We start from the raw sequence: 13,103 nt of genomic DNA on the forward strand, positions 1-13,103 counted from the left end.
TAAAAATGATAAACACGCTTATAAATGTATACCTTCCTCATTTTTTTGATTGGCTTATAGAAACGTCACTTATGGCTAGCATATTAGTCGGATTTATTTTATGTATAAAAGTTCTATTTAGAAATAAATTAACCCCCCGGTGGCAATATATGCTGTGGATCGTATTAATGATAAGACTCCTTTTACCGTGGTCGCCAGATAGCTCTTATAGCATTTACTCATTACTTTCTTATAGTTCTAGCGTATCGGAAGTTATTCCAAAAAATATGCCGGCTACTGAGAATATAGTGAACATAGAAAGCGACCGAAAAGTGGAATTGGAATCAAATTCTAAAATGGTGACAAAAACTAGCGAACCGGAAGTAAAAGTCAGTTCGGAAAAACAGACTACATTTTCTTTATACAAACTTGCTTTGTATGTGTGGCTAGCTGGGGTAATCATATTAGCAGCCATCACGTTTCTTACAAATAGACGTTTATATTCTTACATAAAGAAACAACCGGATATTACGGACGAACAGGTCACTACAGTGTTTAATCGCTGTAAGCAGTCTATGAAAATGAAGAAGGCAGTTTCATTACGTCTTGCAGGAAAGATTGCAAGTCCAACGGTTTTTAGTTTCTTTCGCCCGAAAGTATTACTATCAAAAAAACATATGAAAGTATTAAATGAACAACAATTACAATATGTCTTTTACCATGAGTTAGCTCATATTAAGAGAAACGATGTAGCTGTAAATTGGATTATGTACAGTTTAATCCTATTAAATTGGTTCAATCCAATTCTTTGGTACGCCTATTTTTGTATGCGAGAAGATCAAGAATTAGCCTGTGATGCATATGCACTTACTTTTATAGATAAAGAGGAACAAATTGCATACGGTCATACAATTATTACCCTTTTAGAACACTATTCCTATCAAGTACCAAGCCTAGCAAATTTAAGTAGAAATAAACGATTACTAAAAAGGAGAATCATTATGATTAAAAAATTCCAAAAGAAATCGTATCGTCTTTCTTTACTTGGAGTTATTGTCATAGTTGCTATAGCATCTCTTTCTTTATTCAACGCACGTGCAACGGAAGGAAAAGAAAAGCAAGAGGATAAAGTAGAGCAGTCAAAGGATGCTTTCCAAAATGCTGTAGATATGCTGTTTGGTACAGAAGAAAATGCAAAAAAAGAATATAGGTATTCAGCAAGAGTGTATGAAAATAAGACAGATTATTTATATTTAGCTGAAAAGGCTTTAACAACAGATGAGTTCCAACAGTACATAAAGTTGTATAAAGAAATTATTAATATACAGAAAAAAGGTGCTCCGAGAGATTCTGACTACGAGTCAATATTTTTTAGGGAAGAACGTTTAACAGAAGCTGATCGTGAAAAATTATATGCACTTTATGATCAATCAAAACCGTTTAATGACAAAGTGGAAGAATCTTTAAATTACACGGTAAAGGAAGCGCAGGAACATGTAGATTTTCAAATTAAGAAGCCAACTTACACAATTGAAGGCTACGATCTAAAGGATGAAAAGGTAAGTTGTTTTATTAAGAGAAGACCCGAGTTAATTATAGAATTAGAGTATACAAACGGAAAAGGAAACTATACAACTTATCAATCACAAGTATTTGGAGAAAGTAAAGATCCGTTCCATGCTTTATTTGTTGTAGAAGAAAATATTGAACAGTACGAATTAGAAGGTAATCAAATATTCTACGCTACTCATCACTCGGATAGTAATTTACAAGGTATGAAGATGATTGTTCCAGCAAAAGGGAAAAATAGTGCATACCAAATCGTTATTATTAATCATAGTTTAGAGAACCCAGGAGAAGCAGTATTCGATAAGAATGTAAATAAAGAAGAATTAGAGAAAATTATGCTTTCTATGTTGAAATAGCAAAAAGGTGTTCTTAAGATGTATATCTCTAGAACATCTTTTCCTTTTCTCTTTTCTTCTGATAAACTATGGAAAGTATGATATACACTGACTGAAATTTTTTTATACTGGAAATAATAAAAAGAGAACTTGTATAGAATGTAAGCGTGTGGTAATATCAAAGATGTACTGATTGACTATATTATCCAATTGGTCATTTTTGGAGGTGATGATGTGGCAATAGATCGAAAACGTTCTATTATTGAGGCTGCAACAAAGTCTTTTTCAGCGTTCGGCTATAAAGCAACAACGATGGATCAAGTAGCGAAGTTAGCGAATGTAGGGAAAGGAACGATTTATACTTTTTTCAAAAATAAAGAAGAGTTATTTGGTGAAATTATTTCTAATTTAATTACAGAAATGAAGCAAGTTGCAGAAAGTGCAATTCGTTCAGATGTTTCATTTTTTGAAAATGTACATAGAGCATTATATAGCATCTTGGAATTTAGAAAAGAACATCAGCTCATGATTAAATTAATTCAAGAAGAGCGCGATATGGGAACGAAAGAAGTACAAGAAGTGATGCAACAAGTTGATGTGGAAATCGTTTCTGTTATTCAATCGTATTTAAAGATTGCGATTGAAAAAGGTGAAATTAGCAAATGTGATCCAGAAATTACAGCATTTATTATGCTTCGTCTATATGTATCGCTTATTTTTGATTGGGAAAAAAATCACGAACCGCTAGAAAAAGAAAAAATTGCAGAGTTATTTGAACTTTATTTACTAAAAGGATTGTCAAACTAAGATAATCCTTTTAATTTTATAAAAAATGACCAAATGAACAATACGGTCATATATTTAAGTTAAGGGGGGATATAGAAAAATTATAATCATAATAAGAAAAAGTTGCATAGTAATAAATTCGGGGATAAGGCATATGTATGAACAAGTATAGCCTTTTTGTTTGGGTAAAAATGACTATATGAACATTTTGGTCATTTTATAAAAGGGGGAGAAATTATGAAAGGGAATCAGTTACTTCGGAAAGAGTTCACGGAAATTATAAAAAGTAAAAAAATATTAATTCCAATTATTGCGGTCTTATTCGTACCGATTTTATATGCAGGGATGTTTTTGTGGGCCTTTTGGGATCCGTATAAACAGTTAGATGACTTACCAGTTGCAGTAGTCAATTTAGATAAAGGCGCAGTATTTGATGGGAAATCAATTGAGGTCGGAAAAGGGCTCGTTGATAATTTAAAAGATAATAAAAGTTTTAAATGGGAGTTCGTAAGTGAAAAAGAAGCGAAGAAAGGAATGGAAGGTAGAAAGTATTACATGTTAGTGCGCATTCCAGATGACTTCTCAAGTAACGCTACAACGTTACTAAAAGACAATCCAAAGCCATTAAACTTAGAGTACATTCCAAACGAAAGCTTAAACTTCTTATCTTCACAAATTGGAGGAACAGCCATTGAAAAGATTAAAACTGAAGTATCAAGCACGTTAACAAAAACATATGCAGAGAAAATGTTCGATTCTATTAAAGATGTCTCAAAAGGATTAGCAGATGGATCAGAAGGGGCAAGTAAACTACACGACGGATCAAGTGAATTGCATGATGGTTCAAGTAAAGTGACGGATGGCCTTCATACACTTCAAGGGAAGTCTGGGGAGATGAAGGATGGAGTTGAGAAACTATTTGATGGATCTGGGAAAGTGACAGCAGGTTTAAATACGTTAAATAGCAAAACCGGTGAAATGCAAATAGGTATCGGGAAATTAGTAGATGGCTCCGGAAAAGTAACAGATGGTTTACATGTATTAAATAGCAATGCAGGTATCGGAAAATTAGTAGATGGCTCCGGAAAAGTAACAGCAGGTTTAAATACATTAAATAGCAAAACGGGTGAATTGCGTGATGGATCTGAGAAAGTGACCGGTGGCTTGAACAAATTAGTAAGTAAATCCGGTGATTTAAAAACAGGAACAACTGATCTATCAAATGGTATGGGAAAACTTGTTGAAGGGCGAAGTCAATTAGAAAAAGGGTCTCAAGAAATTCAAAAGGGATTGCAAGATTTAAATAGTAACGTACAAAAGTCTGCTGCAGGCTTAGAGGAAATGCAGTCGAAAGTTCCTTCTATATTGAATACAGTAAATGAAAAAATAGATGGAGCTGGGGCGAATATAAATCAGTTAAATGAACTTACGCAATCAACAGTAGGAGATGCTAAAACTGCAGCACAAGATGTAGCGAATTTACAAAAGCAAATTGAAAGTTTACCAAAAGAATATCAAGAGCAGTTACAACCGTTCATAACAAGTGCTGTAAAAAGTACAGCGACAGTTCAGCAAAAGGCTGCCGGAGTAGCAGGTGGAACAAATAAACTAAATGAAGAAGTAAAACAATTAAAGGGCGAAATACATCAAACAACAAATGGATTGCAAAATAAATTACCAAATCCAGCAGGGATGAAAGCTCTGGCAGGTGGTGTTGAGAAACTAACGAACGCACAAAATGAATTTGTTAGTAAATTTCATGGATTTGGTGAGGGATTAGATAATGCAAAAATAGGTGCTGATAAATTAAAAGATGGATCAGTTCAATTAATTGATGGAGTAACGCAATTACAAAGCGGCTCTGGAAAAGTAACAGATGGATTAGGTCAATTATCTGCAGGAGTAAATCAATTAGCAGATGGCTCAAGCCAAGTAACAGGTGGTTTAGGCACATTATCTGCAGGAGTAAACCAATTAACGGATGGCTCAAGCCAAGTAACAGGCGGTTTGGGTACATTATCTGTAGGAGCAAATCAAATGGCAGGTGGAGTAAATCAATTAGCAGACGGCTCCGGTCAAGTAACAACAGGCTTAGGCACATTATCAACTGGCTCAACCCAGCTAATCGACGGTGTAAATAAACTAGCAGACGGCTCAGGAAAAGTAACAGATGGTCTCGTTAAAGTAAACGATGGTTCAGGTGAACTTGCTGAGAAGCTTGGCGAAGGGGCAGAGAAAACTGGTGAAGTAAAAGGAACGGATAAAACGTATGATATGTTTGCAAGTCCTGTAAAAGTGAAGACGGAGAAAATGGCGGAAGTGCCAAACTACGGAACCGGATTTACGCCGTATTTCCTATCACTCGGTTTATTTGTTGGGGCATTACTATTATCAATTGTATATCCATTACGTGATACAGTCGGTGTTCCAAAATCAGGGTTTAGCTGGTTTATTAGTAAGTTCGGTGTTTTACTATCGGTCGGTATTATTCAAGCGATAGTAGCAGATGTTATATTACTGTTCGGATTAGGTGTAGAAGTACAAAGTATTCCGTACTTCATACTCTTTAGCATCGTTACAAGCTTAGCATTTATCGCATTAATTCAATGTTTAGTAACAGCATTCGGTGATGCAGGCCGTTTTATCGCCATCATCACATTAATTATGCAGCTTACAACAAGTGCTGGAACATTCCCGTTAGAGTTGATTCCGAAGTTTTTACAACCATTCAATGCTTGGTTACCGATGACATACTCTGTATCAGGATTGAAAGCAGTCGTATCGAGTGGAGACTTTGACTTCATGTGGCAAAACATAGGAATGCTCATGATCTTTATCGTTGTATTATCACTTGGAACAATCGCTTCCTTAACTTTGATGCACAAACGACAATTTAAAAATGTTGCTGAAAATCAATCGGTTGAAGCGTAGATAAAAGCACCTTTTTGGTGCTTTTTTATTTTAATAGAGGGCATCTTTTCCTTAGTTCATCTATAAATCTTTCTAAAAGCTATAGAAACGAAAGAAAAGGAATTACAACAATTTACAGAGAAACATAGGGTAGAGGAGTTGATATGATGAAAGGCAATCTTACTTATTATTTTATCGTAAATCCGCTAATAATCTTTCTTGTTTATGCCCTTTCACCTATATTGTTTGATAAAGAAGTATATACAAGTATGAAAGATGCATTTGGAATACTTACGTTCTACTATGTGTTAATGGGTGGATATTACTTTATTGATATTTTAAGTGAAAAGATAAAGAAAAAAAGTGATGGAGGATAAAAAATGACTGAAAGTGAAATGAAATTCCGTGATACGACCATTCGTAACTTTTTCGATAAAGAGGATCGTTTAAAATCGATTCCAGGTCAAAAGAAGAAGAAACTAGTATTGTTAGAGCATTTAATTAGCAAGTTAGATGCTGGAAATCAATATACAGAAAAAGAAATTAATACATTTATAAAACAATATCATGATGATTTTTGTACAATTAGACGTGAATTTATTGTACACAGGTTTATGGATAGAGAGGATAATATGTACCGTATAAACGGGAGAGAAGTTTGGACGAAGTGGGAGGAGTTAAAATAATGAATCAGCGAGGGGATCCCCGCTGATTATAAGCCTGTGCTAGTCTTGCTGTTTCTTTGTAGTAAGTCTATGAACGCTTCAACATTCGAACTTGTAATGTACCCAAGCGTTATATATTCATCTTCATAGTAAAATATTATTTTTTTGTCAAAGATTCTTCTCTTCGTTTCTATGGATAGAATTTTTTCATAATCAAATTCGGCAATAAATGTGTTTTTATATTGGCTAAAAAAGAGAAGTCTTTTATTAGTAGCAAGTAACATGCCAGGATACGGGACTTTATGCGTAATCATATAGCCAGTAAGTGAACATTTTAAAGTAGATAAAATCTTTTCTTCTTTATGTAATAGTTGTTTTGCAGCTGTTAAGATTGGATTCATTGCATACATTCCTTTTATTTTGATGTATGAATATTGTATCAAGAGTAAAAAGATTCTCAATATGCAATATTGCATATTGGACGTTTTATAGTTTTAATATTATTTTTTAAAAGAAAAAGTACGAGGTGATTCAATGATACGATTAGCAAAAGAGGCTGATGCAGAAGCAATAATGAACATTAGAAAAGAAATTATATTATCGGAAAATACTACAAAGTTTTTCATAGTATCTCCAAAGAAATTACCGAATGATATTGATGCAGAAAGAGAAAAGATACGGAAAAGTAATGAGAAAGGTAATCTTTATATTGTGTATGAAGTAGATTATAAGGTGGTAGGCTTTTTACTTTTCAACCGATATGAACTAGAACGGTTACAACACGCAGGCACAATGGGAATGGGGATTAAAGAGGCGTATTGTAATCAAGGCATCGGCACGAAATTAATTGAATTTCTTATTAGTTGGGCTAAAGGGCAGAAAGGTTTAGAGAAAATTTGTTTAGGTGTAGTTTCTGTTAATGATCGGGCAATTAAAGTGTACAAACGTATGGGTTTTGTAGAAGAAGGAAGACAAAGAAAGCAAATAAAGTATGAAGATGGATCATATGGAGATGACGTATTGATGGGGTTTTATATTGAATAAAGGATATATGGTATTAAGAAAAGGAATGTACATAACGTAAATTTCTAAAAGCAGTATATTGCCCATGTATTAACAGACTTTTACCTATGTATAATATTAATATAGTAAAATCATAACAACCGATATTGCAGTTTCCAATAATATACTATATAATCAATTTAAGAAAACGTTTTCATGCAAAGGGGGAGAATTTCGTGTCGACTATAGAGGACGTGGCGAAATTAGCAGGGTTATCAAGGACAACGGTTTCTAGGGTGATTAATAATCATCCATATGTTTCAGATGAGAAGAAAAAAAGGGTTCAATTAGCAATGAAGCATTTAGGCTTCGTTCCTAATTCTGCGGCGAGAAGGCTTCGTAAACAAAAAACGGAAACAATTGCGGTGCTAGTTCCAAGGATTACAAATCCTTTCTTCAGTAGATTTATTGAAGCAATCGAGATTGCTGCTTCTGAACATAAATATAAACTGATTATTTGTCAAACAAGATATTTACCGGAAAAAGAGATGGAGTATTTACAATTATTATCTACGAAACAAGTAGATGGGATTATTCTATGTTCACTAGAAAATCCGTGGGAAGATGTAGAGCCATACTTACAGCACGGTCCAATCGTGTTGTGTAATGAATATATTGAGGAAGCAAATATTCCAACAGTGAAGTTTGATCATGCGCAAGGAGCATACATAGCTGCGAAGCATGTGTTAGATCAAGGATATCGTAATCTTATTTTTTGCCGTGGTAACGAAACCAAAGTCGTTAGCCAGCAGCGAAAAATGGGCTTTTTACGTGCAATAACTGAGAAGAGCCGCCAAGTAGAAGCGATTGACTTTCTTGAAAACGCTTTCTCTTGGGAAGATGGAAAACGAATATTCCATGAAGTATTAAAGGACAAAAAAAATCCTACCGCGATTTTGGCAGGAGGCGATGAGGTAGCAGCTGGAATTATCTCAGAGGCGAAACGCCATAACTGGAGCATTCCAGATGATCTCGCTGTTATCGGTTTTGATAATCAAATATTATCGCAGATTACAGAACCAGGTATTACGACAATTGAACAGCCAATTGATGAAATGGCCCGAAAAGTTGTCGACCTGATGATGGATAAAATCCATACGAAAAATTATCGAAAAAAAGAATTGTATGAGTTTGAACTGGAGCTCTTGGTGAAAGGTTCAACGATGAAGGATAAGATGTTATTAGCCTAGTAGACTATGTCTGCTAGGTTTTTTTATGTTCACAAACTACTATTCTTCGTGAACGCAATCGTCACATTTGTTATGGTATGCTTCGTGCTGCTCATCAATTTCTTTCCCGCAGTGTGCACAAGTTTTCGTCGGTAAATTTCTGAAAAACTCCATTGGTTGATCGATCATGTCAATCCCTCCATTTCCATTTCTTACTATCATTGTATTAGTACAAAAAATAAAAGTCAACAACTGTTTTATAACAAAATTGAAAATTAATGAAAAAGTTTAGGAAATGGATTATAGTTAACAATGTAGGATGTAAGTAAAACATGCATTTCTACTCGGTTTTAGAAAGGATGGATACATATGAAAATGACTGTTGTCGGCTTTTGGGGCGGCTTTCCAGAAGCGGGAGAAGCAACGTCGGGGTATTTGTTTGAACACGATGGTTTTCGTTTACTTGTAGACTGTGGTAGTGGTGTACTAGCACAGCTTCAAAAATATATAACACCATCTTATATAGATGCAGTTGTACTGTCACACTATCATCATGATCATGTTGCAGACATTGGGGTATTGCAATATGCGAGATTAATTACGAGCGGGACGAAGGGGCAACTACCGGAATTACCAATATACGGTCATACGTTTGATGAGAATGGATTCAACTCTTTAACGCATGAACCACATACGAAAGGAATCGCGTACAATCCAGAAGAAACACTTCAAGTTGGACCATTCTCGATTTCGTTCTTAAAAACTGTTCATCCTGTTACATGCTTTGCGATGCGTATTACAGCTGGAGATGATGCTGTAGTATACAGCGCTGATTCAAGTTATATTCCTGAATTCATTCCATTCACGAAAGATGCTGATCTTTTCATTTGTGAGTGTAATATGTATGCACATCAAGAGGCTGCAAAAGCAGGGCATATGAATAGTACAGAAGTAGCAAGTATTGCAAAAGATGCGAATGTAAAAGAACTTTTATTAACGCACTTACCGCATACAGGCAACCCATCTGATTTAGTAACAGAAGCAAAACAAATTTTCAGTGGCCATATTACGTTAGCGCATAGTGGTTACGTATGGAACTCATGAGGTGATACGATGTTATTTATTGATAATAAAGGGATTACAGATCCTAGAATAAACTTAGCGATTGAAGAATATTGTGTGAAGAATTTAGATATTAACGAAACATATTTACTGTTTTACATTAATGAGCCTTCGATTATCATTGGTAAAAACCAAAACACAGTAGAAGAAATTAATGCAGATTACGTAAAAGAAAAAGGTATTCATGTCGTTCGTCGTCTATCAGGCGGAGGCGCAGTATATCATGATTTAGGAAACTTAAACTTCAGTTTTATTACAAAAGATGATGGAGACAGTTTCAGCAACTTCAAAAAATTTACTGAGCCTGTAACGAAAGCGCTTGGTAAATTAGGTGTAAATGCAGAACTAAGTGGTCGTAACGACATTTTAGCTGAGGGTAGAAAAATTTCAGGTAACGCGCAGTTCTCAACGAAAGGTCGTATGTTCAGTCACGGTACGTTACTATTTGATTCTGAAATCGATCACGTCGTATCGGCATTAAAAGTAAAAATGGATAAGATTCAATCAAAAGGTATTAAATCAATCCGTAGCCGCGTTGCGAACATTACAGAGTTTCTAAACGAAGAAATGACGACAGAAGAGTTTAGACAACTTCTTCTAGAAACAATTTTCGAAGGAGAAACAGAAATCCCAACGTATGAATTAACAGAAGAGGATTGGAAAGCAATCCATAAACTTTCTGAAGAACGCTACCAAAATTGGGATTGGAACTACGGAAAATCACCGAAGTTCAACTTACAACATTCACACCGCTTCCCAGTTGGACAAGTTGACGTTCGTCTTGAAGTGAAAAAAGGAACAGTAACAGAATGTAAAATTTACGGCGACTTTTTCGGTTCACTAGATGTTCATGATATCGAAGAGCGTCTAACAGGCGTTCAATTCGATAAAGGTGCATTCACTGTAGCTTTAGAAGGCGTAGATATCGCACGTTACTTCGGTAACATTACAACAGAAGATTTCTTACATTTATTCTTCTAAAAATGAGGGAGGCTGCCATCACGGGCAGCCTCTTTCTTTTTGCGTAGATTGTCAGGTTTTGTCGGTAAGTCGATATAACTGAAAAATCGCTGATATAAATTGAGTTGCGCTGATATATTTGGAAAATCGCCGATATAAACCGAGTTGCGCTGATATATTTGGAAAATCGCCGATATAAATCGAGCTGCGCTGATATAACTGAAAAATCGCTCATATAATTTCATTTACTACAAAACATAAAATCACAGGACATTTGCCCCTCGTAAAGGAATATATATATTCAAAAGGAGGCTAATCGAAATGAAAAGGGTAATGTACGTTGTATTATTACTCAGCTTCGCCGTCGGAATGACAGCGTGTAACAGTGGATCGCCCTCAAGTCGTACAATTTTGTCTATCGGAAAACCGGCTGAGGATAATGTTATATATTTTACGCATACAGATAACAAACGAAAGATACATGATATACAAGACATGTTTCAAAATAAGAAGTGGAAAAGAAATGAAACATTCAGCACTGTTAATAAAACACCAGATGTCGTCTTATCAATAGATGAAGACAATATAGGGTTACCGGCATTATATGTTACAGTTTATTTTCATGAAGATGGAGCGGATGCTCTTAACTTGCACGGGGAGCATACGACATTAAATAAAGAAGAACTTGATAAACTTAGAGAAAAGATGAGTGCATATTATCCTAAAATGATTTTTGGTCTAGTGTTATAAATTACTTGTAAATAAAATCCCCTTATTTTTCCAAAGTAAACTAAGAGAAGGTGATCTGTCTATATGCAGTTAATAGAATATCACTTGCCACTTTAATTTTCTTTTAATATAATTAATTTAGAATTTTTAAATATTCTAAATTTTATAAAGGTGGGGTTTTTGTGAATCTCGTTCAATCTTTGGCTGAAACGGCAAAAAAGAAGGGGGAAAAACCGGCTTATATATTTATGGATCAGTCGGTCTCATATGACCAATTAAACAAAATGGTCACAAGGTTTTCTAGCAATTTAGCAGAAATGGGCATTGGAAAAGGGGACAATGTCGCATTAGTTGTTGGGAACTCACCACATTATTTGGTCGGTTTATACGGAACAATGAAAGCCGGAGCAACTGTTATTCCAGTTAATCCAATTTATACAGCAGACGAAATGCATTATATTTTACAAAATGGAGATGTAAAAACAATCATCGTACTCGACGTCCTTCTACCTGTTATACAATCTCTTACAACAAGACTTCCTTCATTAGAAAACATCATCATATGCGAAACCTCATCAGATTTTAACCATACAGAAACCGAAAAAATGAAAACGTTTACTAGTTTTGTGGGGACTGGAGATACAACTTACGAAGGTCCTGAACTAGATGAAGAAGATGTAGCGGTTATTCTATACACATCGGGCACAACTGGAAAACCGAAAGGCGCTATGTTAACACATAAAAATTTATATAGTAATGCGAACGATGTGGCGTCGTATTTACAATATACGGCTGATGACCGCGTTGTTGCGGCACTGCCTATGTTCCATGTATTCTGTTTAACAGTTGCGGTAAATGCACCGATTGTGAACGGGGCAACGATTTTAATGTTACCGAAATTTAGTCCGAAAGAAGTATTCCGTATTTGTCGCACGTACGAACCAACGATCTTTGCTGGCGTACCGACGATGTACAATTATTTATATTTATTTGAAGAAGCAAGCGCAGAAGATGTGAAGACGCTTCGCCTTTGTATTTCCGGTGGTGCATCGATGCCTGTTGCTCTTCTGCAAAACTTTGAAAAACGTTTTAACGTTATTGTTTCAGAAGGATACGGTTTATCAGAAGCATCACCAGTTACTTGTTTCAATCCGCTAGATCGTCCTCGGAAACCAGGATCAATTGGCACAAATATTTGGCATGTAGAAAATAAAATTGTAAATGAACTTGGGGAAGAAGTACCTGTCGGCGCAGTCGGTGAATTAATTGTTCGCGGACCTAACGTTATGAAAGGATACTATAATGCACCAGAAGATACAGCTGCGACATTGAAAGACGGCTGGCTATATACAGGTGACTTGGCGAAAATGGATGAAGAAGGTTACTTCTATATCGTGGATCGTAAAAAAGATATCGTCTTAGTTGGCGGTTATAACGTATACCCTCGTGAAGTAGAAGAAGTATTATATACGCACGAATCAGTAGCGGAAGTTGTCGTAATCGGTGTTCCTGATGAAAACTTAGGAGAAGCTGTGCGAGCGTACGTCGTTTTGAAGCAAGCAAACGTAACAGAAGAAGAACTAATGCATTACTGTACGTTACATTTAGCGAAATATAAAGTGCCGAAAAGCATTGAGTTTTTAATAGAATTGCCGAAGAATACGACGGGTAAGTTGTTAAGAAGAGCATTGAGAGAGAAAGCGATGCAAGTGTAAAAATGAGGCAACCATCTTTGGAGGTGGTTGCCTCATTTTTTTTGTATTGATTAAGCGGTGGTGCCATATATTTAAACCTGTATATGACCAACAAGGAGGGGA

Annotated in this window: 13 protein-coding genes; 11 read left to right on the forward strand and 2 right to left on the reverse strand. The window is 35.5% G+C overall.

What is annotated here, in order from left to right; all coding sequences use genetic code 11:
• Window positions 1-5 precede the first annotated feature (5 nt).
• From N2V80_RS05600 to N2V80_RS05620, 5 genes are all read left to right on the forward strand, one after another.
• Window positions 6-1,904 carry a M56 family metallopeptidase gene (locus N2V80_RS05600; RefSeq protein ID WP_033667011.1) on the forward strand — a complete coding sequence of 633 codons (1,899 nt, stop codon included), beginning with the start codon at window positions 6-8 and terminating at the stop codon, window positions 1,902-1,904.
• 213 nt (window positions 1,905-2,117) lie between these two features.
• Window positions 2,118-2,690: a TetR/AcrR family transcriptional regulator gene (locus N2V80_RS05605; RefSeq protein ID WP_000963381.1), complete on the forward strand. Its 573-nt coding sequence runs from the start codon at window positions 2,118-2,120 to the stop codon at window positions 2,688-2,690.
• Between the two features lie 216 nt (window positions 2,691-2,906).
• Window positions 2,907-5,600, forward strand: coding sequence for a YhgE/Pip domain-containing protein (locus tag N2V80_RS05610; RefSeq protein WP_061655447.1), 2,694 nt, complete (start codon window positions 2,907-2,909; stop codon window positions 5,598-5,600).
• Window positions 5,601-5,743: 143 nt separating this feature from the next.
• Window positions 5,744-5,956, forward strand: a complete 213-nt coding sequence (locus N2V80_RS05615; protein ID WP_001986098.1) for a hypothetical protein — start codon at window positions 5,744-5,746, stop codon at window positions 5,954-5,956.
• Window positions 5,957-5,959: 3 nt separating this feature from the next.
• A complete protein-coding gene (locus N2V80_RS05620; protein WP_000140286.1) occupies window positions 5,960-6,265 on the forward strand; it encodes a DUF2087 domain-containing protein in 306 nt (101 codons plus the stop codon).
• A gap of 26 nt (window positions 6,266-6,291) precedes the next feature.
• Here N2V80_RS05620 and N2V80_RS05625 read toward each other — a convergent pair whose 3' ends face one another.
• Window positions 6,292-6,645: a PH domain-containing protein gene (locus N2V80_RS05625; protein WP_001068217.1), complete on the reverse strand. Its 354-nt coding sequence runs from the start codon at window positions 6,643-6,645 to the stop codon at window positions 6,292-6,294.
• 133 nt (window positions 6,646-6,778) lie between these two features.
• Between N2V80_RS05625 and N2V80_RS05630 the strand changes: the two genes are divergently transcribed.
• Window positions 6,779-7,288 carry a GNAT family N-acetyltransferase gene (locus N2V80_RS05630; protein WP_000620017.1) on the forward strand — a complete coding sequence of 170 codons (510 nt, stop codon included), beginning with the start codon at window positions 6,779-6,781 and terminating at the stop codon, window positions 7,286-7,288.
• Between the two features lie 194 nt (window positions 7,289-7,482).
• The gene (locus tag N2V80_RS05635) at window positions 7,483-8,496 is read left to right on the forward strand and encodes a LacI family DNA-binding transcriptional regulator (protein ID WP_000103715.1); all 1,014 of its coding nucleotides are present in this window, start codon (window positions 7,483-7,485) and stop codon (window positions 8,494-8,496) included.
• A gap of 39 nt (window positions 8,497-8,535) precedes the next feature.
• Here the strand turns inward: N2V80_RS05635 and yhfH are convergent, their stop codons facing one another.
• Window positions 8,536-8,664, reverse strand: coding sequence for a protein YhfH (yhfH, locus tag N2V80_RS05640; RefSeq protein ID WP_000567010.1), 129 nt, complete (start codon window positions 8,662-8,664; stop codon window positions 8,536-8,538).
• 180 nt (window positions 8,665-8,844) lie between these two features.
• Here yhfH and N2V80_RS05645 point away from each other — a divergent pair, with 180 nt between their 5' ends.
• From N2V80_RS05645 to N2V80_RS05660, 4 genes are all read left to right on the forward strand, one after another.
• Window positions 8,845-9,579: an MBL fold metallo-hydrolase gene (locus tag N2V80_RS05645; RefSeq protein ID WP_061655448.1), complete on the forward strand. Its 735-nt coding sequence runs from the start codon at window positions 8,845-8,847 to the stop codon at window positions 9,577-9,579.
• Between the two features lie 9 nt (window positions 9,580-9,588).
• Window positions 9,589-10,578 (forward strand): lipoate--protein ligase, encoded by a 990-nt coding sequence (locus N2V80_RS05650; protein ID WP_061655449.1) that lies wholly within the window; start codon window positions 9,589-9,591, stop codon window positions 10,576-10,578.
• A 300-nt stretch (window positions 10,579-10,878) separates the two neighbouring features.
• A complete protein-coding gene (locus N2V80_RS05655) occupies window positions 10,879-11,307 on the forward strand; it encodes a hypothetical protein (protein WP_000832615.1) in 429 nt (142 codons plus the stop codon).
• 161 nt (window positions 11,308-11,468) lie between these two features.
• Window positions 11,469-13,001: a fatty acid--CoA ligase family protein gene (locus N2V80_RS05660; protein WP_001055203.1), complete on the forward strand. Its 1,533-nt coding sequence runs from the start codon at window positions 11,469-11,471 to the stop codon at window positions 12,999-13,001.
• Window positions 13,002-13,103 lie beyond the last annotated feature (102 nt).

It is taken from the genome of Bacillus sp. FSL W8-0640 (assembly GCF_038007725.1).
In the GTDB taxonomy this organism is placed as follows: Bacteria; Bacillota; Bacilli; order Bacillales; family Bacillaceae_G; genus Bacillus_A; species Bacillus_A cereus.